Source organism: Ruegeria sp. CH11 (assembly GCF_056537105.1).
In genome coordinates this window covers 38,414-64,942 of record NZ_JBQFQX010000001.1, presented here as the reverse complement: position 1 = coordinate 64,942, position 26,529 = coordinate 38,414, and the positions used below count along the sequence as shown (strand labels likewise).

The 26,529-nt window shown below is 59.6% G+C and carries 26 protein-coding genes; 11 read left to right on the top strand and 15 right to left on the bottom strand.

What is annotated here, in order from left to right; genetic code table 11:
* Positions 1-2 precede the first annotated feature (2 nt).
* The 8 genes from ACR0LX_RS00355 to ACR0LX_RS00320 form a co-directional block, all read right to left on the bottom strand.
* A complete protein-coding gene (locus ACR0LX_RS00355) occupies positions 3-1,181 on the bottom strand; it encodes a peptidoglycan DD-metalloendopeptidase family protein (RefSeq protein ID WP_480782114.1) in 1,179 nt (392 codons plus the stop codon).
* A gap of 63 nt (positions 1,182-1,244) precedes the next feature.
* On the bottom strand, positions 1,245-1,895 hold the full coding sequence (locus tag ACR0LX_RS00350) for a protein-L-isoaspartate(D-aspartate) O-methyltransferase (protein WP_480782113.1): 651 nt from the start codon (positions 1,893-1,895) through the stop codon (positions 1,245-1,247).
* Positions 1,892-2,674, bottom strand: a complete 783-nt coding sequence (gene surE / locus ACR0LX_RS00345) for a 5'/3'-nucleotidase SurE (protein ID WP_480782112.1) — start codon at positions 2,672-2,674, stop codon at positions 1,892-1,894. Before surE ends, ACR0LX_RS00350 begins: the two co-directional genes overlap by 4 nt.
* Positions 2,675-2,796: 122 nt before the next feature.
* On the bottom strand, positions 2,797-3,876 hold the full coding sequence (locus tag ACR0LX_RS00340; protein ID WP_480571135.1) for an ABC transporter ATP-binding protein: 1,080 nt from the start codon (positions 3,874-3,876) through the stop codon (positions 2,797-2,799).
* 86 nt (positions 3,877-3,962) lie between these two features.
* Positions 3,963-5,009: a methyltransferase domain-containing protein gene (locus ACR0LX_RS00335; protein ID WP_480782111.1), complete on the bottom strand. Its 1,047-nt coding sequence runs from the start codon at positions 5,007-5,009 to the stop codon at positions 3,963-3,965.
* Between the two features lie 106 nt (positions 5,010-5,115).
* The gene (locus tag ACR0LX_RS00330; RefSeq protein WP_480782110.1) at positions 5,116-6,228 is read right to left on the bottom strand and encodes a hypothetical protein; all 1,113 of its coding nucleotides are present in this window, start codon (positions 6,226-6,228) and stop codon (positions 5,116-5,118) included.
* A gap of 2 nt (positions 6,229-6,230) precedes the next feature.
* Positions 6,231-7,010: an SDR family oxidoreductase gene (locus ACR0LX_RS00325; RefSeq protein WP_480782109.1), complete on the bottom strand. Its 780-nt coding sequence runs from the start codon at positions 7,008-7,010 to the stop codon at positions 6,231-6,233.
* 70 nt (positions 7,011-7,080) lie between these two features.
* A complete protein-coding gene (locus ACR0LX_RS00320; protein WP_480782108.1) occupies positions 7,081-7,443 on the bottom strand; it encodes a SnoaL-like domain-containing protein in 363 nt (120 codons plus the stop codon).
* 109 nt (positions 7,444-7,552) lie between these two features.
* On the opposite strand from ACR0LX_RS00320, the gene ACR0LX_RS00315 reads away from it, so the two are divergent.
* From ACR0LX_RS00315 to ACR0LX_RS00305, 3 genes are all read left to right on the top strand, one after another.
* Positions 7,553-9,157, top strand: a complete 1,605-nt coding sequence (locus tag ACR0LX_RS00315; RefSeq protein ID WP_480782107.1) for a peptide chain release factor 3 — start codon at positions 7,553-7,555, stop codon at positions 9,155-9,157.
* A 40-nt stretch (positions 9,158-9,197) separates the two neighbouring features.
* Positions 9,198-10,151, top strand: a complete 954-nt coding sequence (locus ACR0LX_RS00310; protein ID WP_480782106.1) for a glycosyltransferase family 2 protein — start codon at positions 9,198-9,200, stop codon at positions 10,149-10,151.
* Positions 10,152-10,336: 185 nt separating this feature from the next.
* Complete coding sequence (locus ACR0LX_RS00305; RefSeq protein ID WP_480782105.1) at positions 10,337-11,680, top strand: DEAD/DEAH box helicase; 1,344 nt, start codon at positions 10,337-10,339, stop codon at positions 11,678-11,680.
* Here the strand turns inward: ACR0LX_RS00305 and ACR0LX_RS00300 are convergent.
* From ACR0LX_RS00300 to ACR0LX_RS00290, 3 genes are read right to left on the bottom strand one after another with little or no spacing between them, the layout of a single operon-like run.
* Positions 11,677-12,579 (bottom strand): EamA family transporter, encoded by a 903-nt coding sequence (locus ACR0LX_RS00300; protein WP_480782104.1) that lies wholly within the window; start codon positions 12,577-12,579, stop codon positions 11,677-11,679. The genes ACR0LX_RS00305 and ACR0LX_RS00300 overlap by 4 nt on opposite strands.
* Positions 12,580-12,600: 21 nt before the next feature.
* Positions 12,601-13,503: a fatty acid desaturase gene (locus tag ACR0LX_RS00295; protein WP_480782103.1), complete on the bottom strand. Its 903-nt coding sequence runs from the start codon at positions 13,501-13,503 to the stop codon at positions 12,601-12,603.
* Positions 13,496-13,699: a DUF2061 domain-containing protein gene (locus ACR0LX_RS00290; RefSeq protein ID WP_480782102.1), complete on the bottom strand. Its 204-nt coding sequence runs from the start codon at positions 13,697-13,699 to the stop codon at positions 13,496-13,498. The genes ACR0LX_RS00295 and ACR0LX_RS00290 overlap by 8 nt, the downstream gene beginning before the upstream one ends.
* A gap of 108 nt (positions 13,700-13,807) precedes the next feature.
* Between ACR0LX_RS00290 and ACR0LX_RS00285 the strand changes: the two genes are divergently transcribed.
* The 3 genes from ACR0LX_RS00285 to ACR0LX_RS00275 all read left to right on the top strand — a co-directional run bounded on the left by ACR0LX_RS00285 (position 13,808) and on the right by ACR0LX_RS00275 (position 16,135).
* The gene (locus ACR0LX_RS00285; protein WP_480782101.1) at positions 13,808-14,707 is read left to right on the top strand and encodes a helix-turn-helix domain-containing protein; all 900 of its coding nucleotides are present in this window, start codon (positions 13,808-13,810) and stop codon (positions 14,705-14,707) included.
* 58 nt (positions 14,708-14,765) lie between these two features.
* A complete protein-coding gene (locus ACR0LX_RS00280) occupies positions 14,766-14,948 on the top strand; it encodes a hypothetical protein (RefSeq protein ID WP_480570275.1) in 183 nt (60 codons plus the stop codon).
* 206 nt (positions 14,949-15,154) lie between these two features.
* Positions 15,155-16,135 (top strand): GlxA family transcriptional regulator, encoded by a 981-nt coding sequence (locus tag ACR0LX_RS00275; protein ID WP_480782100.1) that lies wholly within the window; start codon positions 15,155-15,157, stop codon positions 16,133-16,135.
* Between the two features lie 50 nt (positions 16,136-16,185).
* Here the strand turns inward: ACR0LX_RS00275 and ACR0LX_RS00270 are convergent, their stop codons facing one another.
* Genes ACR0LX_RS00270 through ACR0LX_RS00260 form a run of 3 tightly spaced genes read right to left on the bottom strand, consistent with a single transcriptional unit; the run spans position 16,186 to position 19,196 of the window.
* Positions 16,186-17,232 (bottom strand): aldo/keto reductase, encoded by a 1,047-nt coding sequence (locus ACR0LX_RS00270; RefSeq protein ID WP_480782099.1) that lies wholly within the window; start codon positions 17,230-17,232, stop codon positions 16,186-16,188.
* 34 nt (positions 17,233-17,266) lie between these two features.
* On the bottom strand, positions 17,267-17,725 hold the full coding sequence (locus tag ACR0LX_RS00265; RefSeq protein ID WP_480782098.1) for a DNA polymerase III subunit chi: 459 nt from the start codon (positions 17,723-17,725) through the stop codon (positions 17,267-17,269).
* Positions 17,726-17,729: 4 nt separating this feature from the next.
* Positions 17,730-19,196 carry a leucyl aminopeptidase gene (locus tag ACR0LX_RS00260; protein WP_480782097.1) on the bottom strand — a complete coding sequence of 489 codons (1,467 nt, stop codon included), beginning with the start codon at positions 19,194-19,196 and terminating at the stop codon, positions 17,730-17,732.
* Positions 19,197-19,425: 229 nt separating this feature from the next.
* On the opposite strand from ACR0LX_RS00260, the gene lptG reads away from it, so the two are divergent.
* The 5 genes from lptG (at position 19,426) to rsmA (ending at position 25,810) form a co-directional block, all read left to right on the top strand.
* Positions 19,426-20,526 carry an LPS export ABC transporter permease LptG gene (gene lptG / locus ACR0LX_RS00255; RefSeq protein WP_480782096.1) on the top strand — a complete coding sequence of 367 codons (1,101 nt, stop codon included), beginning with the start codon at positions 19,426-19,428 and terminating at the stop codon, positions 20,524-20,526.
* Positions 20,526-22,685, top strand: coding sequence for an LPS-assembly protein LptD (locus ACR0LX_RS00250; RefSeq protein WP_480782095.1), 2,160 nt, complete (start codon positions 20,526-20,528; stop codon positions 22,683-22,685). The genes lptG and ACR0LX_RS00250 overlap by 1 nt, the downstream gene beginning before the upstream one ends.
* Entirely contained in the window at positions 22,676-23,929 is a 1,254-nt protein-coding gene (locus ACR0LX_RS00245; RefSeq protein ID WP_480782094.1) for a peptidylprolyl isomerase, read from the top strand. Before ACR0LX_RS00250 ends, ACR0LX_RS00245 begins: the two co-directional genes overlap by 10 nt.
* Positions 23,926-24,891 carry a 4-hydroxythreonine-4-phosphate dehydrogenase PdxA gene (gene pdxA, locus ACR0LX_RS00240; protein WP_480782093.1) on the top strand — a complete coding sequence of 322 codons (966 nt, stop codon included), beginning with the start codon at positions 23,926-23,928 and terminating at the stop codon, positions 24,889-24,891. The genes ACR0LX_RS00245 and pdxA overlap by 4 nt, the downstream gene beginning before the upstream one ends.
* 79 nt (positions 24,892-24,970) lie before the next feature.
* Positions 24,971-25,810: a 16S rRNA (adenine(1518)-N(6)/adenine(1519)-N(6))-dimethyltransferase RsmA gene (rsmA, locus tag ACR0LX_RS00235; RefSeq protein ID WP_480782092.1), complete on the top strand. Its 840-nt coding sequence runs from the start codon at positions 24,971-24,973 to the stop codon at positions 25,808-25,810.
* 54 nt (positions 25,811-25,864) lie between these two features.
* On the opposite strand, the gene ACR0LX_RS00230 is transcribed toward rsmA, so the two are convergent.
* Positions 25,865-26,446: a DUF4167 domain-containing protein gene (locus ACR0LX_RS00230; protein ID WP_480782091.1), complete on the bottom strand. Its 582-nt coding sequence runs from the start codon at positions 26,444-26,446 to the stop codon at positions 25,865-25,867.
* Positions 26,447-26,529: the final 83 nt, after the last annotated feature.

The following is a 26,529-nucleotide window of genomic DNA, read 5'->3' as shown; positions in this document are numbered from 1 at the left end:
ACTCACTTCAAATAGGGTTCGGGATCAACGGATTCGAAGCCCTTGCGCACTTCGAAATGCACATAGGCATTGTCGCCTCCGCGCAGCGCCGCAATTTTCTGCCCGCGCCGCACCCGGTCGCCTTTCTTGACCGTGATCCCCTCGACATTGGCATAAACGGTCAACAGATCGTTTGCGTGCCGCACCACGATGATCGGCACCTGATCCGCATCTGCCGTAACAGCGGCAACGGTGCCGCCGTCCGCAGCCTTAACGGATGTGCCGGGGGAGGCCGCGATATCGATGCCTTCGTTCTTTCCCTTTTCATAAGACCGGATGATCCTGCCTGACACCGGCAGCGCCAAAGCTGACGACCCACTGTTGGTCGGTGCTTCGGCCGTGACATCCGGGGCGGGCGCGGCCTCTGCCAGCGGTTTAACCTTTTCATCCGGCAGGGGCTGCGTCGCACTGGGTGGCGTCGGAGTCGGAGAGCCCTGCCCCGGCTGCGTGATTGCGGCAGTCGTCGCTGCGGCAGGCGCTGCGCTGCGTGTCGGCGCGGCTTGATCCTTGATCGGGATCAGCAGGAACTGCCCCTCGCGGACCATGAAGTCCGAGCCCAACCCGTTCCATTCCGCAAGCGACTCGACTGGTACCTGATACAGGCGTGAGATCGTATAGGCCGTCTCGCCGCGCTTGACTTTGTGCCGAATGGGTTCCGGTCCGGACGGCGCGGGTGCTGCCGCAGGCGCAGACTGAACCGGTTCCAAAGTCGTGGTGCGTACGCCCCCTGTTTCAGGTGCCGCGTCGATTGCCGAGCCTGCCAGTGTGGCAATATCCACATTGCTGCCGCCACCAACGGACCGTGGCAGCGCCAGGACCTCTCCGTCGCGCAGGGCGTCATCGGCCTGAAGGCCGTTGAAGCGGGCCAGTTCCGCTGCAGGAAGGCCGACCCGGTTGGCCACATCGGTAACCCGATCGCCGGATCTTGCCACAGCAACCTGATAGTTCGGATAGGTGATGACGCCGCGTGCATCCGGCGCGGGGCGACTAGTGGTCGCCGCCAGCGCAGCGTCTGCGGTCGAAAATCCGCCGACATTGCCGCGCAAGTCGTAGTCAAAAGGCCCTTCGCACCCGGCCAGAAGGGCAATGGTGGCTGCGCCCACCACGTATCGGCGCATGGCTGATCTTGAAACTGCTCTCATCATTCTGTCCTCAACACCTGCCCCTGTTTTCCGGGGTTCTGGCGCAAATATCGTAATAAACCTTTACGCCTCGTCCTTTCCAAGTCCTTCAAGCAAAGGCACGAAACGGACGGGCAACAATTCGTCATAGTCCAGACCGTCCTCGGTGCGGGTAACCCGGATCAGGGTCTGCACCGCGTCCGACTGGCCCACGGGTAGCACCATGATACCGCCGATTTTAAGCTGCGCCAAGAGCGGCCCTGGCGGATCTTCTGCTGCTGCGGTCACAATGATGCGGTCAAACGGGGCCTGTTCGGGCAAACCGAAAGACCCGTCCGACAGCATGGCGGTCACGTTGGTCATCCCCAACGCGCGAAACAGCTCACCTGTTTCGCGCACCAGACGCTTGTGCCGTTCGACCGTGTAAACCCGGCGCGCAAGCTTTGACAGGATCGCGGCCTGATAGCCCGAGCCTGTACCGATCTCCAACACCGTATCACGCGGCCGCACTTTCAACGCCTGTGTCATCAGCCCAACAACCGAGGGCTGGCTGATCGTCTGTCCGCAGGCAATCGGCAGCGGCGTATCCTCATAGGCACGCTCGGCGAACAGGCCCTTGACGAACAGGCCACGGTCCACCTGCTCCATCGCTGCCAGAACTTGCGCATCTGTCACCCCGCGCGAACGCAGTGAGAACAGAAACTGCATGGTCTTTTCCGGGTCCAGTCCGCTCATTCGATCGCCTTCAGCGCGCCAAGCATATCATGCGCCGTCAAATCCGCCCGCATCGGTGTGACCGAGATATAGCCATCCAGGTTCACTGCCGCATCGGTGCCGGGCGCTGTCGGGTTGTGCTGATACCCCCCCTTGATCCACAGGAAACGCCGACCAGACGGAGAGCTATGCGGTTCGACCGCGAACCGCGTGTCTCGACGATACCCTTGCGGGGCGACGCGCGTTCCCAGAACCTCGTCGGCCGGAACCGGTGGGAAGTTCACATTGTAGAACAGTCGATAGTCTTCTTGCCCGCTCGGCGTTGCATCCAGAATGCGCCTGACCAGATCGACCCCGTGCTGCGCCGCGGCCTCGAACGGATTGTCCAGATCGGCGTTTCTCGGCCCAAAGTACTGGGACAACGCAATCGCCGGAACACCTTGAAGCGCCGCTTCCATTGCGCCGCCTATCGTGCCGGAATATAACGTATTTTCCGCAGAGTTATTGCCGCGGTTCACCCCAGATAGAACCAGATCGGGCGGGCAATCTTTCATGACTTCGTGCAACCCGGCCAATACGCAATCCGCTGGCGAGCCTTCGGCGGCAAAGCGACGTTCGGCCAGTTTTGCGACCATGAACGGGTGGGTATAGCTGATGCAATGCCCTACGCCCGATTGCTCAAATGCGGGGGCGACAATCCAGACCTCGCCATCGCGACCTGCCAGTTCCCCGGCAATCGCCTCGAGCACGGCAAGGCCCGGCGCGTTGATGCCGTCATCATTGGTCAGAAGAATGCGCATGATATTGCCCCAGCCCCAAGTTTTTCCCTTGATAGACCCGCCCTCGCGCTGCGGCAAGCAATGCCCAACCGCATTCTGAGGCTTTCGCGCACCACTTGGAAGGAAATCGGCAGGTCCGCGCGTCAGGCTGGAAAGACAAAGCACCGGTCGCGGCGCACGGTCAGCCACATGACACGACCCGGTTGAGGCACAAACACATTCGGAACAGTCGCTTTGAGGACCGAGCCATCATGGTCCATCCGAAATTCGACAAGGCTTTCATTGCCCAAGAAACGAGCGCGCTCGACCACACCGCGCGCGGCAACGCCGTCCGTCGCGGTTGGTAGCGGTCCTTTGCCGTTGCGGTCAAAATCAAGGCGGACATGTTGCGGCCGGAATACAATTTCAACTTCGGTGTCGTCGGATACACCCGGCGCCAGAAACTGACCAAAGGGCGTCTCGGCCAAAGCGCCATTCACTTTGGAGCGCAACACATTGACATCACTGAAGAAAGATACTGCGGCCTTGTCAACCGGACGGGTGAAGACGTTGTACGGTGCTCCCTGTTGCACGATCTTCCCACCGCGCATCAGGGCAATTTCGTCGGCCATGCGCATCGCTTCTTCGGGCTCGTGCGTCACCAGCAGTACCGCTGCGTCTTCCTCTTTCAGGATCGCCAGCGTTTCATCACGGATTCCGTCACGCAACCGGTTATCGAGGCCCGAGAACGGCTCGTCCATCAACATGATCCGCGGCCGAGGAGCCAATGCGCGCGCCAACGCCACGCGCTGCTGCTCACCCCCTGACAGTTGGTGCGGAAACCCATCGACGTAACGCATCAAGTCGACGCGGTTCAGAAGCTCTTCGACCCGGGCGCGTTTTTCGTCCTTACCGCCTTTGAGCCCAAAACCCACATTGTCTGCTACGCTAAGGTGCGGAAACAGGGCAAAATCCTGAAACATCAGGCCGATCTCGCGTCGCTCGGGCGGCACCCGGAACACCGTGTCGCAGACCAGTTTGCCGTCAACAAAGATCTCGCCCGCGCTTTGCATCTCGACCCCGGCAATCATGCGCAAGGTGGTAGACTTGCCGCAGCCCGACGGCCCAAGCAGACAGGTCACCTGCCCGGCCTGAACCCTCAGCGAGACGTCATCGACGACGGTCCGCCCCTCAAACCGGGCCACAAGATTGCGGACTTCCAGACGAGGAGGCGTTGCGTTCATTGTCACTGATGGACCCCGATTCCATTCCCGATCAATTCCATCGGGCTTGGACGGGGATAACAACCCCGTCCGTCCGGCGCAAGGGATCAGCAGCAGCTGGCTGGGGCACTTTCACCTTGATCGAAAAACGGGCTATCCCCGCCGCAGCCTTCAAAAATCCCGTAATGGGTGGCGAAGTCGCCGATAAAGTCGAAATGCCGGGCAAAGCGGGTGTCATGCAGCATCATCCAGGTGTTGCCGCAAACAGGGAACACCTTGCCCGTTTCGATCGCATGGTGGTCATCCAGCACGAACTCCTGCGGGGCGTGCGGTATCGTGCCTTTGTAGATGACGGCCTGACCGTAATCCTCACACGCCGCTTCCAGTGCGGGTAGCTTGAACAGCCGATACGTGGCGGAAAGGAACTTGAGCGGTGCAACGCGTTGCTCCAGCACCGGGTTTTCGATGGTCAGCGGACGATGCGTCACTCTGCGTGGATCACCAAAGCCCGCAGCGCGTGACAGTGTCAGAAAATCGTTCCAATACAGCGCACCCGACAGGCACTCGCCATACAAAACCTCATCTTCTGCCATGGCCTGCGGCACCCGGCGATCCGCATAGACGTCCGAGAAATACATCTCGCCCCCGTCCTTCAACAACCGATGCGCCCCGCGCAAAACCGCTGCTTTGTCCGTGGCTAGATTGATCACGCAGTTCGAGACGATTATGTCGAATGAGCCCGGTTCGAGATCCAGATCTTCCAGTTTTTCGATATAGCCATGGTGAAACTCTACATTGCTATTCGAGTGCCCAAACGCCTGCGCATGAAAGTCCTGGTGCGCACGGGCGATGTCCAGTTGCTCGGGCGTCATATCGACACCGACGACACGCCCCGTCTCACCCACCATGGCGGACAGGGCATAGACATCGCGCCCCGCGCCACAGCCTAGATCCAGAATGTGCATCCCTTCCAGATCCAAAGGCGCAATCAACCCGCAACCATAGTAACGTGTCAGTACATCATCGTGAATTTTCGACAGAATTTTCCTGACATGGTCGGGCATGTCATCCGGCGTGCAGCAGGCGTTGGTCTGCAAATCCGCGCTGCCCTGCAGCACTTCGCCATAGTAATTTTGCACAGCCTCATGTTTCATTGGCATTCCTTATCTGAACGGTCGGTCCGAAACTGGTTCGGCATCGCACATAGCGCAATCGGGGCCGGTATGACCTGACAAAAGCGTGAAAAATCGCTCGGCAGGCTTAGCCCAACAGTTCGAAGTCAACTTCAGCGCGCACGCGCCCGTTGACCTGAACCTCCAGCCGGTGCGCGCCGGGGATCAGGGTAAAGGTGCTGGCATTTGCTTTAAGCTTGTGGGACTTCTTCAAAACCAGTTCACCCCCCTTCAATGCAGCCTGTTTCAGTTTGTAAACCTTGGCCGAAACCTTGCCACCAGGCCGTATGAAATGGATGATGTAGTCCACAAGAACCGGCTGGTTCTGTTCCCCCTTAAGCGCGACCTCAAACTCGAGCACGCCACCGATGCGCGCATCGCCATACAAAGCGATCGACGCTGAAATCTCGGCCTCGGGATCATAGCCCAACATCTTCATTGCGCGCGGATGGCCAGATTTGACCAACCCGCGAACTGCGTGAGATGTCATCCACGTCAACTCATCCCGGTCCTGTTGCCCGCCGTCCCGCCAACCTTGCAGGCGGTCCAGTACCAGATCGGGGTCCTTTTTGGTGATATCATTCAAGTGATTGGCCACGGACCGCGTCACATATCGCGTTCGGTCACCATGCAAACGATCCAACAGGGGCAACGGGTCAGACAGGTCCAGCGAAACCGCCTGCCCCCAAGGCAGTCTGGGCCGGGTTCCTTCGCTGACCAGACGGCGCACGTGATAGCTGGAATGCCCGCACCATGCCTGCATTCGCATCATCACGGTTTCGGGGTGGTGGTTCAGGAAGGGACGAATTGCCCATTCCATCGAAAACCTCTGTGTCAGTTCCTCGAGCACATCCAGCGCCAGTTCAGGGTGGTCCAGCCCGACCGCGACAACCCAATCGCCGAGCGGTGCGAAAATGAAATCGCCGAAATCATCATCCGACTTGCCCGGATCCAGAGGCGGTGGCAGTGCCCGCAGCAGCAAAGGCGCAATCGTCGGCAGGTCCCCGGGTACTGCCTCTTGCAGACATTCGGCGATCCAGGCGATCCGCTCTTTCAGCTCAAGTTCAAGCAGCCGTGACATGACCCGAGCCTCAAAGGCTGACCCATCAAATTCCGGGTCCGCCGCAGAGAACAATCCCGACAGATAGCTTGTCTTTTCGACGTTAAACAGCTGATCTTTCAGCGAAAAGCTTTGTGCCATGGTCACATCGTCAGATTGGTCGCGCCACCGTCCAGAAGGATATTCTGCCCGACGATAAACCCAGCATGTTGCGAACACAGGAAGGCGCAAGTTGCCCCAAATTCCTGCCGCGTACCGTAACGGCGCACGGGAACCGTCGCAGCGCGCGCTGCCTTGGCTTCGTCGATCGAAATCCCCTGTTGCTCCGCGACGCCGCTATCCAACGAAACCGCTCGGTCCGTGGCATGTATGCCGGGCAGCAGGTTGTTGATCGTGACCCCATGCGGCGCCACCTGCCGGGACGTGCCGGCGACATAGCCGGTCAACCCGGTTCGGGCTGCATTTGACAGCCCCAGTGCAGGGATCGGCGCGCGCACCGATTGCGAGGTGATATTGACCACTCGGCCCCAGCCCCTGTCGATCATTCCCGGCAACAACGCCTTCATGAAGGCGATCGGTGTCAGCATATTTGCGTCCAGCGCTTTGACGAAGTCTTCTCGATTCCAGTCCGACCACAATCCCGGCGGCGGGCCACCAGCGTTTGTCACCAGAATATCAATGCCTTGCGCGGCCTCAATCACCTGTGCCTGACCGTCGGCAGAGGTTACGTCCCAAGCGACGGTCCGGACTTCTATGCCATGTTCAGAGCGCAGACGCGCGGCTTCAGCCTCCAAGACGTCCGCCCCGCGCGCGTTCATCACCAGATCGACCCCGGCTTGGGCCAGCGCTTCGGCACAGCCCAAGCCCAAACCTTTGCTGCTGGCACAAACCAGCGCACGTTTTCCTTTTATTCCCAGGTCCATACTGATCCTCCCTGTCTTTGCAGCACATCTAGCACCGGCCCATCAGGGAAGACCAGCGACCGTTCATGGATCAGTAAAAGAACTCTTCCCGTACGATCTTGCCATCAGCAACGTGGTACACGGCAACCTCTTTCATATCAAAGGTTTCACCGCTTTCCTTCACCTTGCCGCTTACCTCGAAGATCACGGCAAAACGGTCGTCACCATGCGGGAACGGATCGCTGATCGAACCGCCCGAAACTTCATGCGCGTTTTCCCACCATTCATGCTTGCCCCGGATCGCGTCGCGGCCCTTGGTCTCACGGCCCATGCCCATCGTATCCGCAGCCTCGACCGAGACCGCATCGGCAGCATAAAGCTTGTCCAGGTTTTCCTTGGCCCGATTTTCACGGCATCCGGCGACCAGTTCGTTAGCGATTTCTTTCAAATCCATTGATCCACTCCATCTTTTGTTCACTATATGTTCTTATTGCCATAAGCGTACGATTCGAACCAGCCCCTTTGTCTTGCCTCTGCAGGATTCCCCGCCTATACGCGCGAATATGCTTGATACCTCGAACCAACCCACCCTGCCGCCCGAGATCGCCCGGCGCCGGACATTCGCCATCATCTCGCACCCGGATGCGGGCAAGACGACGCTGACCGAAAAGTTCCTGCTTTACGGGGGCGCGATTCAGATGGCCGGTCAGGTGCGCGCCAAAGGTGAGGCACGGCGCACGCGTTCGGACTTCATGCAGATGGAAAAGGATCGGGGTATCTCGGTTTCGGCCTCGGCGATGTCCTTTGATTACGGAAACTTCCGGTTCAACCTTGTGGATACGCCCGGTCACTCGGATTTCTCCGAGGATACCTACCGCACGCTGACCGCCGTTGATGCCGCCGTAATGGTGATCGACGGCGCAAAGGGAGTCGAGAGCCAGACTCAGAAACTGTTCGAGGTCTGCCGCCTGCGCGATCTGCCGATCCTGACCTTCTGTAATAAGATGGACCGCGAAAGCCGCGATACGTTCGAGATCATCGACGAAATTCAGGAAATGCTGGCCATCGACGTCACCCCGGCCTCGTGGCCAATTGGCGTGGGTCGCGATTTCATCGGCTGCTATGACATGCTGCGCGACAGGCTGGAACTGATGGACCGCGCCGACCGCAACAAGGTAGCCGAAAGCATCCAGATCAACGGGCTGGACGACCCGAAACTGGCAGAACACGTCCCCGAACATCTGCTGGAGAAACTGCTGGAAGAGGTCGAGATGGCGCGCGAATTGCTGCCTGCGCTCGACCCGCAGGCGGTGCTTGAAGGTCACATGACCCCGATCTGGTTCGGCTCTGCGATCAACTCGTTCGGTGTGAAGGAGTTGATGGAAGGAATCGGGGCTTATGGCCCGCAGCCTCAGGTTCAGTCGGCCGAACCCCGTCAGATCGCCCCAGACGAGAAAAAAGTCGCGGGTTTTGTCTTCAAGGTGCAGGCCAACATGGACCCCAAGCACCGCGACAGGGTGGCCTTTGTACGCATGGCCTCGGGCCATTTCAAACGCGGCATGAAACTGACGCATGTGCGGTCGAAAAAGCCGATGGCGATTTCCAACCCCGTACTGTTTCTGGCGTCTGACCGCGAGCTGGCCGAAGAGGCTTGGGCCGGTGACATCATCGGCATCCCCAACCACGGCCAACTGCGCATCGGCGACACGCTGACCGAAGGCGAGGCGATCCGGGTGACCGGCATCCCCTCCTTCGCGCCGGAACTGTTGCAAGGGGTCCGGGCCGGTGATCCGATGAAGGCCAAGCATCTGGAGAAAGCCCTGATGCAGTTTGCAGAAGAAGGCGCCGCCAAGGTGTTCAAACCCTCAATCGGCTCGGGCTTCATTGTGGGCGTCGTCGGTGCGCTGCAATTCGAGGTACTCGCCAGCCGGATTGAGATGGAATATGGGCTGCCTGTTCGGTTTGAGGCGTCTCAGTTCACTTCTGCCCGCTGGGTGAGCGGCGACAAGGCAGCAGTCGAAAAATTCGTCAACGCCAACAAACAGCACATCGCCCATGACCATGACGGCGACATCGTCTATCTGACACGCCTGCAATGGGATATCGATCGCGTTGTCCGCGACTACCCCGAGTTGAACCTGACAGCGACGAAGGAGATGATGACATAACGCCCCGCGCCCCTCACCCAGCCCGGCCCCGGCGACATCGATGGCGCATGGCATGACGCAAGGCAGGCCGACTTGGGGAATTGTGTGCACAACCCGCGCGCCACTTGACGAAATTCTGGGGTTTGCGGCCTACCACATCGACCTTGGCGTCGATCGTCTGCACCTGTTTCTGGACGAACCCAACCGGCGCGCGGTACGGGTGTTGCGCAAGCACCCGAAGATTGAGATTCGGGTTTGCAACGAAGGTTTCTGGCAACGGCGCCAGATCGAACGGCCCGAAAAACATCAGGTGCGACAATCCCATAACGCGACTTTCATCTATCGCCAGACCGATCTGGATTGGCTGCTTCATATCGACATTGATGAGTTTCTGTGGCCGCGCGCTCCAATAAAGGATGTCCTGGCTGATGTACCTGCAGACGTACCTTCCGCACGAATTCGTCCGATCGAAGCGCTGTCGGGCGACGACGACATGTACAAGGCGTATATCCCCTCAGGTCCGGACCGCGCCGCGCTTGTCGAAACGCTCTATCCCAATTTCGGAGGGTTTGTCCGGGCCGGATTTCTTGGTCACGTTCAGGGCAAGCTTTTTGTTCGGTCCGGCCTGAAATATGTCAAAGACCGCATCCACAATATTTATCAGAGCAATGAACTGCTACCCACCAAGCTAGAGCTGCCCGAGATCGAGCTTTGCCACAGACACGCACCCGATTGGGAGCATTGGCAAGCACATTACCGGTTTCGTCTGGAACGCGGGTCCTACCAGCCCGCGAAGTCGCCCAACGCCCCCAGTCAATTGGGAGGGTTGACCATGCACGAGTTGCTCAGCTGGATAGAAGCGGAACAGGGTGAACCCGGCCTGCGTGCCTTTTACGACGAATTGAGTGGGGCCGAGCCCGAGGTTCGTGCACGGCTGAACGCGCACGGCCTGCTTCGGCACAGACCATTGAAACTGGACGAAAAAGTAGCGAAACACTTCCCCGGAAGCACCTGAATTGTTGCGGGAATATGCGGCCAAGCAGCAGTTTCGTCGGGTTAAGACCTCTTCATTTGACCCTGTCCCACGATTTTGTTATGTCCCGCCCAAGCCGCACCGCGCAACTTGCGCGTGGCCATCCGGGCCCGGCACTTTTTTCAGACGCGCGGGCCAGGTCTAGTGTCCGCAACTACCGGACATACATGACAAAGTTTAACGAACTGAACCTGAACCCGAAGGTCCTCAAAGCCATTGAGGAAGCCGGATACGAAACCCCCACTCCGATCCAGGAAGGTGCGATTCCCCCTGCACTGGAAGGTCGTGATGTTCTGGGCATTGCCCAGACAGGCACCGGCAAGACAGCCAGTTTCACGCTGCCGATGATCACGCTGCTGGCCCGTGGCCGAGCGCGTGCGCGGATGCCCCGGTCGCTGGTGCTGTGCCCGACACGGGAACTGGCCGCACAGGTGGCCGAGAATTTCGACACTTACGCCAAAAACGTAAAGCTGACCAAAGCGCTGTTGATTGGCGGCGTCAGCTTCAAGGAACAGGACGCTCTGATTGATCGCGGTGTCGATGTCCTGATTGCCACTCCGGGCCGTCTGCTGGACCATTTCGAACGCGGCAAGCTGCTGCTGACCGGTGTGCAGATCATGGTGGTGGACGAAGCCGACCGGATGCTGGACATGGGCTTTATCCCTGATATCGAGCGCATCTTCTCGCTGACGCCCTTCACACGTCAAACGCTGTTCTTCTCGGCCACGATGGCGTCCGAGATCGAACGGATCACCGACACATTCCTGTCCGCCCCTGCCCGGATCGAGGTTGCCCGTCAGGCCACCGCGTCCGAGACCATCGAGCAGGGTGTCGTCATGTTCAAAGGCGGTCGCCGCGACCGCGAAGCCAGCGCCAAGCGCAAGGTTCTGCGCGCCTTGATCGACGGTGAAGGCGACAAATGCACCAACGCGATCATCTTCTGCAACCGCAAGACCGATGTGGATATTTGCGCGAAATCGCTGAAGAAATACGGCTATAACGCCGCTGCGATCCACGGCGATCTGGATCAGTCGCAGCGTATGAAAACGCTGGATGGGTTCCGCGATGGCTCACTGCGGTTGCTGGTTGCATCGGACGTCGCCGCGCGCGGGCTGGATATTCCTTCGGTCAGCCATGTGTTCAACTTTGACGTCCCAGGTCATGCCGAGGATTACGTCCACCGGATCGGTCGAACAGGCCGTGCCGGGCGCGAAGGCAAAGCGATGACAATCTGCTCGGGTCGCGATGAAAAGGCGTTGGATGCAATTGAAAAGCTGATCCAGAAAGACATCCCGCGCATCGACAATCCGGTCAAAGACGAGCCCAAACCCGAAAAGCCGAAGTCCGAGAAAAAATCAAAGGCGCCGGATGCCAAGAAAGGCGAGCGCAAGAAGGACAAAGAGCCCAGAGGCCGTGACCGTCGCGGTGATGCGGGCCCTGCGGTTGTGGGTATGGGCGACCATATGCCCAGCTTCATCGCGCTTAGCTTTGATGAACGCCGCGCAGGCTAGATCGCCAGAACCAATGCCAAAATTGACAGCCCCAACAGCGTCATACCGGCGACCTCGCGCCGGGTGACGGTCTCGCGGAAGACCAAAATCGACGCCAGCAGGCTGAAAATCAATTCCACCTGCCCCAGCGCCTTGACATAGGCCGCGTTCTGCAAGGTGAAGGCGAGAAACCAGCAGAAGGACCCGCCGAGGCTGGTGAGACCGACAAACACGCCTGTTCGGCGTGTCTCCCAAACTGCGCGCAACTCGGCCCTGTCACGCCACAGCAACCACAGCCACATGCAGAGAAATTGGAACGTCACCACCGCCGCCAGTGTGACAAGCGCCCGAAACCAGGCGTCGATATCGCCCAGTTGCAGAGACGCGCCGCGATAGCTGACTCCTGAAAACGCGAACAGAACGCCCGATCCCAGACCCAGTTGTGACGCGCGATTGGTTAGATGCCGCCACCACGCACCCTGCCCGTCTGGCGCCTTCGACAGCACTAAAACCGCAATCAATCCAAGCAGGATTGCCACGAAAGCCCCGGCTGAGACCTGATCGCCGAGGATCAGAAAGCCTACGATCGCAGTCTGGATCACTTCGGTTTTCTTAAACGTGATCCCAACCGCAAAATTGCGCTGTTTGAACAGGGCCACGACACAGATTGTCGCTAAGATCTGCGAGGTTCCGCCGATGACAACAAACAGCCAGAACAGGCCGGGCAAGTGCGGCAGTGCCATCCCGCCGCCCCAAAGCGCTGCCAGTAAGCCCAAAAGGGCAAGCGGTGCCGAATAGGCAAACCTGGCAAACGTAGCGCCCGCAGCCGACAGCTTTACAGTGCTGAGCGATTTTTGCAGCATGAACCGCACAGTCTGGAAAGACGCGGCAGCGATGGTGACGGGAATCCATAAACTCATGATCCCCGTTCTGTCGTTAAATCAGGACTTTGGCCAGAGCGGATGCGCAACCGGGTCTTTGGCACGCCACAAGTATTCGCGGAAAATTTGCCCGTAAGACCGGTAAACATAGGCCTCATTGCAAGCCAGATACCGGTCTTTGCCAGACCAATAAAGTGTTGGAAGTCGATACCAAGGGGCCGCGGGATGCATATGATGAACGACGTGCAAGTTATTGTTCAAAAACAAAAATGCCAACAAGCCCTTGTCTTCGACAATAACGGTTCTGGCACGCGACTTTTCATGTGCGCGGTGTTCCAGAAAGGTGCGGATCTTGACCAGACCCAGACCCAGATATGCCGACAGCACGAAGGCCCAGATCGGCATCGGTGACATCGCGACGACCAACAACACTGCGATGACTCCGGGCATATGCAGGGCCCACGCCAGCAGGATTGCCCAATCCCCTCGCCGTGCACCCTGCCATTCATCGCCGAAAAAGGCGATCTGGCTGATGGCGGGGCCCAACAGAATACGCCCCAGCAACGTGTTGTTCGCCGCATAGAGGCGCTTTCGCCATGCGGGCAACGATGCCCAGACCAATGGGTCCAGATAGTTCGACTCGGGATCGTCATAGGGATCGGTCAGGTTCGAATCCAGATGATGCGCCAAGTGCAAGTCGCGAAACCGATTGAACGGAATGAACAGAGTCAACGGCAACGACATGACGGCCTCGTTCAGCCATTGCACGCGAAATGGGTGGCCGTGCAAAGCCTCGTGCGTCAACGATGAATGCAGCGCGGCGACCAGCGCCATCGCTGGTATTGCCGCCCAAAGGGACCCCTCTGCCAACCAGAAGACGACGCCCAGCCATGCTGCATAGCAGGCCGCCATCAGGCCAGCGGTGATCCATTCTGTGGTTTTGGGGGACGTGGGCTCAACCATTTCGGCCCCACGAAATACCGGCCCAGATACGTTCATAGGCCACGTACATGGTCAAACCGATGGCCGTGTTCACCACCGCCAACGCACCGCCCACCGCAGCAGAACCGGTGGCGATCAAACCCACCAAAGTCATGACCGCCAACCCCATCGCATTCCATACGATAGCTTTCACGACCGATCTTCGTCGCGTTTCCATTCCGGACCCCATAATTATTGCTTTGTTAAAAACGTTACGGACATTCGCGGGAATTGAGAATTCTGAATATGATTAACAAAATTCATCAGTCGTGATATTTTCAAACACATGACTGAAAAAATTGACAAACGCGGCCGGGCGTTGCAGTTCCGGCAACGTCTGACCCGCGCGATGGAAGACAGAAATGTAAGCCAAAGCGCATTGGCCCGCAGCATTGGCGTGGACCGTTCGACCGTCTCACAATTGCTGACCGGGTCGGGCGCGCGCCTACCCAATGCGCATGTTGTTGGGTCTTGCGCCTCGGCGCTGGGGGTTTCGGCGGATTGGCTGCTCAGTCTGTCCGACCGCCCTGAAAGCGCCGCTGAATTGTTGGCAAGCTCGCTGTCTTTGACCAAGGCCCCGCGGGCGCTGGTGGACGAACGCATCTTTGAATGGCACCGCGAAGCCGCCGGTTACAAGATACGCTATGTTCCCGCGGCCCTGCCCGACATGCTGAAAACCCGTGCCGTGCTGGAATGGGAATATGCACCGCATCTTGGACGCACGGCGGATCAGGCCATCGGCGCCTCTGCCGACCGGCTTGCCTGGATGCGCAGCGCGCAGTCAGATTACGAGATCGCGATGCCTATGTATGAAATCCGCAGTCTTGCCCAGGCAACCGGCTATTACGAGGGTTTGGCGCAGGAGGTTCGACTTGAACAGATCGACCACCTGATCGAGCTGTGTGAGCAGCTTTATCCGCGCCTGCGGCTCTATCTGTTTGACGCAAAACGGCTTTACAGCGCCCCGATGACCATCTTCGGTCCCATGCTTTGTGCGTTCTATGCGGGTGGGCACTACATGGCGTTCCGCGACCGCAATCGAATCGAAGTTTTTTCTCATCATTTCGATACGTTAGTGCGCGAAGCTGACCTGACCGCGCGCGATGTTCCGACCCATCTTCGGCAATTACGGGCCAAGATTTCAGGCGGCTCCGAAGTGGCAGATGCCAATCCAGCCATCCTGTAGTATGATCGCCTTGCGTGAACATTCGGGCAATCCGCCCCAGACAAGGAGGATGACAGTAATGGACGCACTCAAAGCCGCTCAATATGCGCGGGCGCTCTACACCGCCCACGGAGACCGCGCCGAGGCCGAAGCCGCCCAGAAAATGCGTGAATGCGAGGCGGCCGGAAACCAGCAGCAAGCACAGGACTGGCAGGCTGTTCGCCAGACCATTCGCCAGATTCGCGGACCGAACCAAGGTTAATGACTAACTGACCCCAAAAACCAAGCCAGGCGCGACCCTACGGTTGCGCCTGAACGAGCGGAATTTAGGGCCCGAGACTTTTCCCCACAATATACAGAATTTTGGCTTGGGTTATCCCCAGCCTTCTCCCCCGAAACCGGTTTGCCTTTGGACCCGTGTCTGCGCCAGCCTTGGCCTATCACTTGTCACAATGCGAATCGAACTTGATGAAATCCGCAATCAACATTCTGCAACCCGAACACCGGGCGCTGAAAACGACCGTGCTGGTTCTGGACGAATGCAGTACGCTGAGTTTCGCCTCGGTCGTCGATCCGATGCGGGCCGCGAACCGGCTGGCCGACCGGCCCGCATTTGACTGGGACTATGTAACCGCCACAGCGGATCCCGTCAGGCTTAGCAGCGCGTTGCTGGTGCCCGGTATTCCGCTGGCCCGTCTTGATCGCTGCGACCTGATGATCGTCATCGCCGGGTTCCAATCGGTACGACACGCGACACCGGCGCTGCTGACCGGATTGCAGCGTATTGCCGACACAGGTGCAGCCATGGCCGGAATCGATGGTGGGCAATGGCTGCTGGCCGAGGCAGGGCTTTTGGATTCACATGCCGCTGCACCGAGGCAAGAGGATCACGCCGCCTTTGCCACCCGGTTTCCCAAGATTGAGCTGAGTTCCGAACGCTTCACAGCCTCGGGCAGCCGTCTGACAGCGGGCGGCGCGGTACCGATTGTCGAGTTGATGCTGCACATCATGTCCAAGCGTCTTGGCGCTGGATTTGCCGCCCGCGTCGCCAGCGTCTTTGCGCAAGACATCACCGTCGCACCATCCGAAACCAAGCCAAACGTGCAGCATCGCGATACGCCGCTGACCGAACAGGCAAACTCACTTATGGCTGCCGCGCTGGACGATCCACTGCCACTGGTCGATATCGCGGAAACACTGGGCACCAGCCCGCGCACTCTGCAACAACAGTTTCGCCTGCGCTTCAACACCACGCCGCAGGACCACTACCTTCAACTGCGACTGGCCGAGGCCCGGCGGCTGGTGACGGATACCGACATGTCGCTGCTGGACGTGGCCGCGGCCACCGGGTTTGCGTCGCAATCCAGTTTCGCCCGCGCATTCCGCACCGCGCACGGCTTGTCCGCGCGGGATCTGCGGCAGGATAGCGGCCAACCCACGCATCACTGACACTCACAACCTTTGTGAACTTCGCAGGCGGGTAAATCCCGCCAGCCGGGCTAGTAGGGCATCGGAAAGGCTTTGTGCGCTGCCGCGATGTCAGCCAGCGCCGCGTCCGGCAGTTCCATCTCGACCCCATCCAGAATGTGCTGCAACTGCGCTTCGGTCGTGGCACCAAAGATCGCGGACATCATGAACGGCCGGGTCCGGCACCAGGCCAACGCCATATGAACCGGGTCGAGACCGTATCGTTCAGCAATACTCAGATAGGCAGAAACCGCGTCAAACACGCGATCAGATTTGCGCCCACCCATATTTGGCACCAGCGACATTCGGGACCCTTCGGGCACGGCACCGCCTTGATATTTCCCAGTCAGAAACCCGGCGGCCAAAGGGGAAAAGGCCATCAGGCCCACCTCTTCGAACAGGCACAACTCGGCCAGATCGGTGTCGAAAAGACGACAAAGCAACGAATACTCGTTCTGGATCGAGGCCACACGGGGCGTACCAATCTCATCGGCCAATCGCACCCATTGGGCGGTTCCCCAGGCGCTTTCGTTCGATAGACCGAAGGCACGGATGTTACCCTTGTCGACCTGCTCCTGCAACGTCTCGAGGCAGGCTCGCATGTCGGCGATCACCGCATCCCGGTTCCCGCCCGAGGGGTCATAGTGCCAGTTCTGGCGAAACATGTAGCTGCCGCGATTGGGCCAGTGAAACTGATAGAGGTCGATGCAATCGGTTTGCAACCGACGCAACGAGCCTTCGATGGCCTGCGGAATCGTTTCGCCCGAAATCGGCGCGCCGTCACGCGCATGCATAAATCCTTCGCCGGAATGCTTGGTCGCCAGAACATAGTCGCCCCGACGCGCGGGGTTGGCGGCGTTCCATGTGCCCAGAATCTCTTCGGAACGACCGATGGTCTCTTTCGAGACCGGGTTGACCGGATACATCTCGGCGGTGTCGACAAAATTGATTCCGGCGTCCAGCGCCATATCCATTTGTCGATGCGCCTCGGCCTCTGGTGTCTGGGTTCCAAAGGTCATTGTGCCAAGGCACAAATCAGACACCATGATGCCGGTACGGCCTAAAGGATTCATTTTCATACTAAAAACTCCTGAACTCCATGAGGCGAAACACCTAGGATTCCGCCTTCTTCTCCCACCGGCCGGATTCTTCGGACCAATATTGCGCCGAACACCCTGCCTCGGTCAGCGCTTTCCACTGTCCCCTCGCCTGCTGGACCGCCGTGTCGTCGTTGCCGTCAAACAGTATGCAGACCCGCTCCAGCGCCGCCACTTCGTCAGGCGCCACCGTTGCACCGTCCACCGCCATAACGCAGGCCGGCTCATTTGCGGCCTGCATTTGCGAGGTCAACAGAACGGGCTGCGCCGCGTCATGCGGTCCACCGTCCCGACCATGCGGTAGGAACCCGTCCTCGGGTCCCAACCACAGTTTCTCGTCCAACCAGTCCAACCGCGCGGGATCGGTGCCGCGCACGGCGATCCGCCAACCGGCCTGCCGGGCTTTGTCCAGCAGAACCGGCAGCGTGCGCTCCAGCGGTTGTCGCGTCAGGTGGTAGAAGTAGACTGCCCCCATCAGGTCACTCGAAATTGTCCTGTACAAATCGGCTGAGGGCGCGAACACCCCATCCGGTTGCCCCTTTGGGGGCATAGGACGTCTCGGACGAGACCGACGCGACACCGGCGATATCCAGGTGAATCCACGGTGTATCCTCTTTGACAAACCGTTGCAGGAATTGTGCTGCGGTAATCGATCCCGCCGCCCGTCCGCCGACGTTCTTCATATCGGCGATGCGCGATTTCAGCAGATCGTCATAGGGCTGCCCAAGCGGCAACCGCCATGCGCCTTCGTCTTCGGCCTTGGCAGACTTGAGGAACGCGTCGCAGAATACGTCGTTGTTCGAGAACACGCCAGCGTTCTGATGTCCCAGACCGATAATGATCGCTCCGGTCAGCGTCGCCAGATCGATCATGCCGACCGGGCTGAACCGATCCTGCGCGTACCACATCACGTCGCACAGAACCAAGCGGCCCTCGGCATCGGTGTTGATGATCTCGACCGTGTCTCCCTTCATCGACTTGACCACATCCCCAGGCCGGGTCGCGTTGCCCGAGGGCATGTTTTCGACCAACCCGACAAGCCCCACCACATTGGCCTTGGCCTTGCGTTTGGCCAGCGCGCGCATGGTGCCCGCAACAACGCCAGCGCCACCCATGTCCATGGTCATGTCTTCCATGCCGCCCGCCGGTTTCAGTGAGATGCCGCCGGTGTCAAACACAACGCCCTTGCCGACCAGAGCCAGCGGCGCGTCATCCACATCGCCGCCTTTCCACTGCATCACGACAACTTTCGACGGGCTGACCGAGCCTTGCCCGACGCTCAGCAGCGTACGCATACCCAGTTCGGCCAGCTTGTCCTCTTCCAGAACCTCGACCTCAAGCCCCAGTTCCTGCATCTCGGACAGGCGGTTGGCAAATTCGGTGGTGGTCAACACATTGGCCGGTTCATTGGTCAGATCACGGGTCATGTGAACGCCATCGGCGATCGCATATAGCGGGGCAAACGCGGCTTCGACCTCGTCGGGTTTGTTGTGGCTGATGGTGATGGATCCAAGCGCGTCAGCCTCTTTGCTCTTGTGCGCGTCGAACTCATAGCTGCGCAGCACCATACCCAGCGTCAGATCTTCGGTGCGGAGCTGATTTCCCGCCATGACCAGAACATCCTTGTTGCCAGCTAGCTTCGCCAGCTTTGCCCCAGCCTTGCGCGCCTCGTCGGGATCGGGACGGCGCGGCAGGATCAGGATGTCCAGCGCCTCGGCCTCGGTTCCCGTTGGCCAGGCCAGCGAGATCACGTCGCCGGTCTTCACCTTGGCAAACCTTTCGCTTTCGACCAGCCGGGCCAGGGCCCCTTTTGTCAGACGATTGGCGCGTCGCGCCGCCGGGCCCAATTTGCCTTCAGCAGGGATGATCACCGCGACGCGTCCGGGCGCTTGCGCGATCCCGTCCAGATCGAATGGTTGAAAACGGACCGGTCTGAGGCTGCTCATATCATGCTCCTGAAAAATGCATTGCCCAAGACCTAGCCCGCACTGCGGCAGTTGACCAGATAGCAGTTTTCCCCGACCCGCAATTGCATTAAGGTCGCCGTAAAATAACCGGCAGGCTCGGGGGAAGAAATTTGAGACCAATCGGCAGGCATAAGCCGTCGCGCATCTACGCGTGCCGGGACGCTGCACAGGCGATTCCCGCAGGGTGTCGAAATTCGGAGGGTCCTGCGTGATCCTCGACCGTTACTTCGCCCGCCGCTTCCTCCAGAGTTTTTTCGTCATCGGCGGTATTTTTCTGACGCTTCTGATCCTGATTGATCTGGTGGAGCAGGTGCGCCGGTTTGATGACGCCAACCTGTCGTTCGGCCAGTTGTTGCAGATCACGTTGCTCAACACGCCTGCTGCCATCAGCGAGATGCTGCCGTTGCTGGTCATTCTGGCAACAATCGCGTTGTTCGTTGGACTTGCCCGCAGTTCCGAGCTGGTGGTGACCCGCGCCATTGGCCGGTCCGGTATTCGCGCCCTTGTCGCCCCCGTGCTGTTGGCGCTGGTGATCGGCGCGCTGGCGGTTTCCATGTTGAACCCGATCGCAGCGGCCACATCGGAAGAGGTTCAGCGCCTGTCGGACAGGTACCGAAACAACGGCGATTCGACCCTTTCGATCAGCCGAGAAGGACTGTGGCTGCGTCAGGGCACTGCCACCGGGCAATCCGTTATTCACGCCAAAAGCATGTTGGACAGCGAGTCATTCGGCCTGAGCGACGTGACCATCACGGCCTTTCTGCCCAACGGCAAACCGACTGAACAGATCGCTGCCGAAACGGCGGTGCTGGAAGATGGGAACTGGGCGCTGCACAACGCAAAGGTCTGGACCATCCAGGATGATCTGAACCCCGAGGCCAACGCCATCAACCACGAGGTACTGAAACTGCCGACTTCGCTGACCCGTGATCGGATTATCGACACTTTGGGCCAGCAGGATTCGGTGTCGATCTACGATCTGCCACAATTGATTCGCGATCTGCGCGAGGCTGGGTTTTCGACGAAACAGTACGAGGTCTGGCTACAGGTCGAACTGGCCCGGCCGTTGTTTCTGGTGTCGATGGTCCTGATCGGTGCCGCCTTCACCATGCGACACGTACGGTTTGGCGGAACCGGAGTCGCAGTGTTGTCTGCGGTCTTGCTGGGGTTCGGCATCTATTTTGTCCGCAACTTCGCTCAGATCCTGGGTGAGAACGGGCAACTGCCGATAATGGTCGCAGCCTGGGCTCCGCCCGTTGCCGCGATCCTGCTGTCGCTTGGCCTGTTGCTGCACGCGGAGGACGGCTGATGCGGTCGTTGCTTTCGCTGCTATTGTCCAGCGCCCTGATCCTGTCGCTGCCCGCGGTGTCTCTGGCCCAGTCCGATGCGCCAGATGCAGAACAGTCGCCTGCCGGGCAGGACCAACCTGCGTTGCTGGTAGCTGACACGATCTTTATCACCAAGGACCGCAAGCTAGTGGCCGAAGGGAATGTCGAGGCCTATCAGGGTGATGTCAAACTGACCGCACAAAGTGTCGTCTATGACCGCGAAACAGGATCGCTGACTCTGACCGGGCCAATCCGAATTGATCAGGCGGGGCAGTCAACGCTGCTGGCCGATTCTGCCGAACTGGATGACGGAATTCAGAACGGGCTACTGACCGGTGCGCGAATGGTTTTCGATCAACAGGTTCAGATCGCTTCGGTTCAGGCCACACGCGCGGCGGGTCGGTACACGCAATTCAGCAAGGTGGCCGCGACCTCGTGCCATGTCTGCGCCGATGGGCGGCCCCCATTGTGGCAGATCCGGGCGCGCAAGGTCACGCATGACCAACTTGAACGCCAACTTTATTTCGAAGGCGCGCAGTTCCGCATTCTCGACCTGCCGGTGTTCTACTTTCCGGTTCTGCGTCTGCCCGACCCGACGCTCGAGAGGGCAACGGGCTTTCTGGTGCCGTCGATCCGTACCACCTCGCAACTGGGCACGGGCCTGCAGGTGCCCTATTTCATTCGGATCGGCGACCACAAAGACCTGACACTGACGCCCTACGTCTCTGCCAAAACGCGCACATTGGGCTTCCGATACCGGCAAGCCTTTAAACGCGGTGACATCCGCCTGCGTGGTGCCTTCACCCGCGACGATCTGCGTCCCAACCAGGACCGGGGGTATTTTTTCGCCGATGGGCGGTTCCGACTCGGAAAAGGCTATAGGCTGAAATTCGATATCCGAACCACGTCGGACGATTCATACCTTGCCGACTACGGCCTGCCGGATTTCGACCGCTTGCGCAGCGAAATATCGGTTGAACGGATCCGGCGAGACACAGCCTTCAAAACAGGGTTTATCCATTACAAGTCGCTTCGTGACAGCGAGCCGCAGGACGAGATCCCCTCGCGCGTGTTCGATCTGAACTACCGCAAACGATATTTCCCGAAACCTGTGGGCGGAGAGGTTCGGCTGGCCTTCATCGGCCATGCGCACCAGCGCACCAGCGACGAAGATATCATTGGTCGCGACGTGGCCCGCGCCACTTTTGACGCTGCCTGGCTACGTAGCTGGACATTTGCGACGGGCCTACGGGCGGACGCGCGACTGGGTGCCTCGATCGACACGTTCAACATCTACGACGACAGCAACTATCCCGACAATGTCACGCGGTCGACACCTCGCGCGGCGCTGACGCTGCGCTACCCAATGGTGCGGCGCGAACAGAGCGGTGCAACCCAGTATCTGGAACCAATTGCACAAATCGGCTGGGCCCATGTGACGAACACCGACGTTCCCAACGACGAAAGCACCTTTCAGGAATTCGATCAGGGCGATCTGCTGTCTCTGTCGCGCTTCCCGGCAGAGGACCGACGCGAAGACAGTGCCACCGCCGTGGTGGGCCTGAACTGGGCCCGCTATCACACCGACGGGTGGGAGGCGCTGGCGACCGTCGGACAGGTTTTCCGCACCAGCGCGGACCCGGATTTCACGCTGTCTTCTGGCTTGCAAGGCACATCATCAGATTTGCTGCTGGCCGGTCAACTACGCAATGGCAAAGGGCTGACTGTCGCTGCGCGCGGATTGTTGAGCGGTGATCTAAGCTTTACCAAGGCCGAATTCCGCACCGCCTGGACAAATGGTGACACCGGCGTGTCGGGCAGCTATGTCTGGCTCAAACCCGATCCGGTGGAAACTGGTGGGGATGAGATCTCGGAACTTTTGGTGACCGGGCGGTACCGGATCAACGAAAACTGGCTGACACGCGCGAACGCGCGCTATGATTTCAGTGCATCCGAACCGATCCGCGCCGGACTTGCCGTTACGTACAGTAACGAATGTGTGGAATTTAATGTGACCGCCAGTAGACGATTTACATCCACATCAAGTATTGATCCTACGACGGAATTCGGCTTTAGCGTGGCCCTGACCGGGTACTCTGTCGAAAGCGATGGTGAGAAGTACAAGAAAAGATGCAGTTGATCTTAGGTTTCACACAAATGGTCCGCCGCGCGCACCGCGTTTCGATTCTGCCGATTCTGGCCGCGTCCATGCTGCCATTCATGCCCGCGCAAACTCTCGCTCAAGGACTGTTCTCACCAGCGATCCGGGTCAATCAAGACATTGTGACCTGGTACGAACTGGAGCAGCGGCAACAGTTTCTCGAACTGCTTGGCGTTCCGGGCAGTGCCGAGGACGAGGTGCGGAAAGCCCTGATCGATCAACGTCTGCGCAAGCAGGCGATGCGCGAAGCAGGTATTGAACCCGCACCCGAGGACATCCAGAACGGCATCGACGAATTCGCCGCCCGCGGCAACCTGAGCGCCGAACAGTTCCTGAAACTGCTCAATGACGCCGGGGTTTCACAGGAAACGGTACGCGACTTCATTGGCGACCAAGTCGCCTGGCGCGATTTCATCGGGGCGCGCTTTGTCTCGCAGGCCCGCCCCTCTGAGGAAGAGATCGACCGCGCACTGGGTCAAGGCGGTGGCGGCGGTCTTCAGGTGCTGCTGTCCGAGATCATCATACCGGTCACGCCGCAGACATTGCCACAAGCCGAAGCACTGGCCGAAGATATCTCCCGTGTTACGGGTCAGGATGCTTTCGCCTCAGCCGCCGCACAGTATTCTGCGGCCGAGACCCGAACCAATGGCGGTCGGCTCGAATGGCTGTCGCTGACGAACCTGCCACCCGCGTTGCAACCCGTCATCCTGGGGTTGGAAAATGGCGAGATCACAGATCCCTTGACCCTGCCAAACGCTATTGCCCTGTTTCAGATGCGCGGCATCCGCGAGGTCGCGTCGGGCGCACCGACCTATTCCAAGATCGATTATCTGCAATATTACATCCCCGGCGGGCGCAGTCCCGAGGCTTTGGCCGCCGCGGCCAAGCTGAAAGAAAGCGTGGATACCTGCGACGACCTCTACGGAGTCGCCAAGGGCCAACCGCCCGAAGTTCTTGACCGCAAGTCCGTCAGCCCTTCGGAAATCCCGCGCGACGTGGCGCTGGAGCTGGCAAAACTCGACCCCAACGAGGTGTCGACCGCCCTGACCCGTAACAATGGCCAGACGCTTGTGTTCCTGATGATGTGCAACCGAACCCGTGTATTGGGTGAGGATACCTCGCGCGTGGATGTCGCCAACGCGCTGACGCAGCAGCGGTTGCAGGCCTTTGCCGAAAGCCTGCTGGAACAGCTGCGCGCCGATGCCATCATCATCGAGCAATGACGCGTCCCATCGCGCTCAGTTGCGGTGAACCGGCCGGGATCGGGCCTGAGATCGCTGCAAAGGCATGGGACACGCTGCGTGACACCTGCCCCTTTGTCTATATCGGCGATGCCCGGCATCTGCCGGATGGCACCCCCGCCCAGCAGATCGAAGACCTGAGCCAAGCGCAGGCAATCTGCGCCCAAGCCCTGCCCGTTCTGCACCAGGACTTTGCCGCACCGGCAACGCCCGGCCAATTGAATCCGATCAACGCACCATGCGTTATCGATGCGATTGAAACAGGCGTGTCGCTGGTGCAATCCGGCAAAGCCTCTGCCCTGTGCACCGCACCCATCCACAAACAGGCCCTGATTGATGGCGCCGGATTTTCCTATCCCGGCCACACCGAGTTTCTTGCGGCACTTGCAGGGCGCAGGCGCGTGGTGATGATGCTGGCCAGTGATCAACTGCGTGTCGTACCTGCCACCATCCACATTCCTCTCGCGCGCGTTCCGGCCGAACTGACACCGGATGTGTTGCGCGAGACCATCGCCATCACCGCAAGCGGTCTGCAAACGCAATTTGGGATCGTGCATCCCCGAATTGCGGTGGCCGGATTGAACCCGCACGCAGGTGAAGGCGGCAAAATGGGTAGCGAAGAAATGGATTGGATCGCCCCGCTATTGGCCGACCTCGATCCCGATGGATACACGGTGACCGGACCGCACCCCGCGGACACCCTGTTTCATGCCGCCGCGCGCAGCCGGTATGACGCCGCGATCGCCATGTACCACGATCAGGCCCTGATCCCGATCAAGACGCTTGATTTCGACCGTGGAGTGAACGTGACTCTGGGCCTGCCCTTCACCCGGACCTCGCCGGATCACGGAACCGCGCTGGACATCGCCGGACAAGGCTGCGCGAACCCGACCAGCCTGATCGAGGCCCTGAAGCTTGCGCAAAACATGGCGCGGACGCGCTGATGCTTCGTCTGGTCAAAATTATCCACGCCGGAGGAAAAAACCTATGGCGCGCGTCCACAAATCCACGCCACGGTAACGCATGAGCGCCATCGACTCCCTCCCCCCTCTGCGCGAAGTGATCGCGACGCACCAGCTTTCGGCCCGAAAATCGCTGGGCCAGAACTTCCTGCTCGACCTCAACCTGACGGCCAAGATTGCGCGACAGGCGGGCGATCTGACCGAATGCGACGTATTGGAAATCGGACCCGGCCCCGGTGGCCTGACCCGTGGTCTGCTGTCCGAAGGCGCGCGCAAGGTTGTTGCAGTGGAAAAAGACACCCGCTGCATCGCTGCGCTGAACGATATCGCTGCCGCGTACCCCGGAAGGCTTAAGGTGATCAATGGCGACGCGTTGGAAATCGACCCGCTGGCACATCTAACGCCACCGATCCGGATCGCGGCCAACCTGCCCTATAACGTCGGCACCGAGCTTCTGGTGCGCTGGCTTACGCCGCCGGAATGGCCACCGTTCTGGAAGAGCCTGACCCTGATGTTCCAGCGCGAGGTTGCCGAACGTATCGTTGCGCAACCCGGTAGCAAGACCTATGGACGTCTCGCAATTCTGGCGCAATGGCGAGCCGATGCTCGCATCGCCATGTCCCTGCCGCCCGGCGCCTTCACCCCGCCGCCCAAAGTCTCGAGCGCCGTCGTCCACCTGACCGCCCTGCCGGAGCCCCGTTACCCGGCAGACGCCGCCACCTTGTCGCGCGTCGTTGCGGCGGCGTTCAACCAACGCCGTAAGATGCTGCGCGCCTCGCTAAAAGGTGTAGCACCGGATATCGAGGATCGCCTGATTGCAGCCGGTATCAAACCCACCGAACGCGCCGAGCAAATTTCGCTGGAAGCCTTTTGTGCACTGGCCAGGCAAATCCACAGCTAACAAAAAAACCCCGGCCAATTGCCGGGGTTCTTCTATCTCGTTCTGGAGAAAATTCTATTCCGCCGCCTCGGGGGCATCGCCGTCGCCAGCGGCCTGCTCGGGCGCGGGCTTTGGTTTGCGCGTGCGCGGGCGGCGCGCGGGTTTTTCCTTGCGCTCTTTAGCTTCTGGCGCAGCAGGCTCGGCGCTCTGGCTTTCCGGTGTCTCGACCAGCCCGCTTTCAGGCTGAACCGGTGCTTCTGCGTCAAAGCCCATCACATCCGGCTGCGGAGCCTCGGCCGGGTCGGCCTGACGCGCGGCCTCGCGTTCCTGGCGTTCGGCACGCTCACGATCCCGCTCGGCCTGGCGTTCACGGTTCTGCCGCTCCTGCTCTTCCCGGCGGGCTTCGATTTCACGCTGCGCTTCGCCGAGCAGCCGAAGGTAATGTTCGGCGTGCTGTTGAAAGTTTTCGGCGGCCACGCGGTCATTGGACAGCTGCGCATCGCGCGCAAGCTGGTTGTATTTATCAATGATTTGCTGCGGGGTACCGCGCACCTTGCCTTCGGGACCCGAGCTGTCGAAAACTCGGTTTACGACGTTGCCGCCCGAAGGACGATTGCGGTTATTCTTGGCCCGAGAACGGGATTTCGAGGATCTCATTTTACTTTACGTCAGCCTTGTCAATTCGCTGTCTGTCGACCCGTATCTCACGTCACTTTCAGGCGTTTGCCATGACGTGTCGT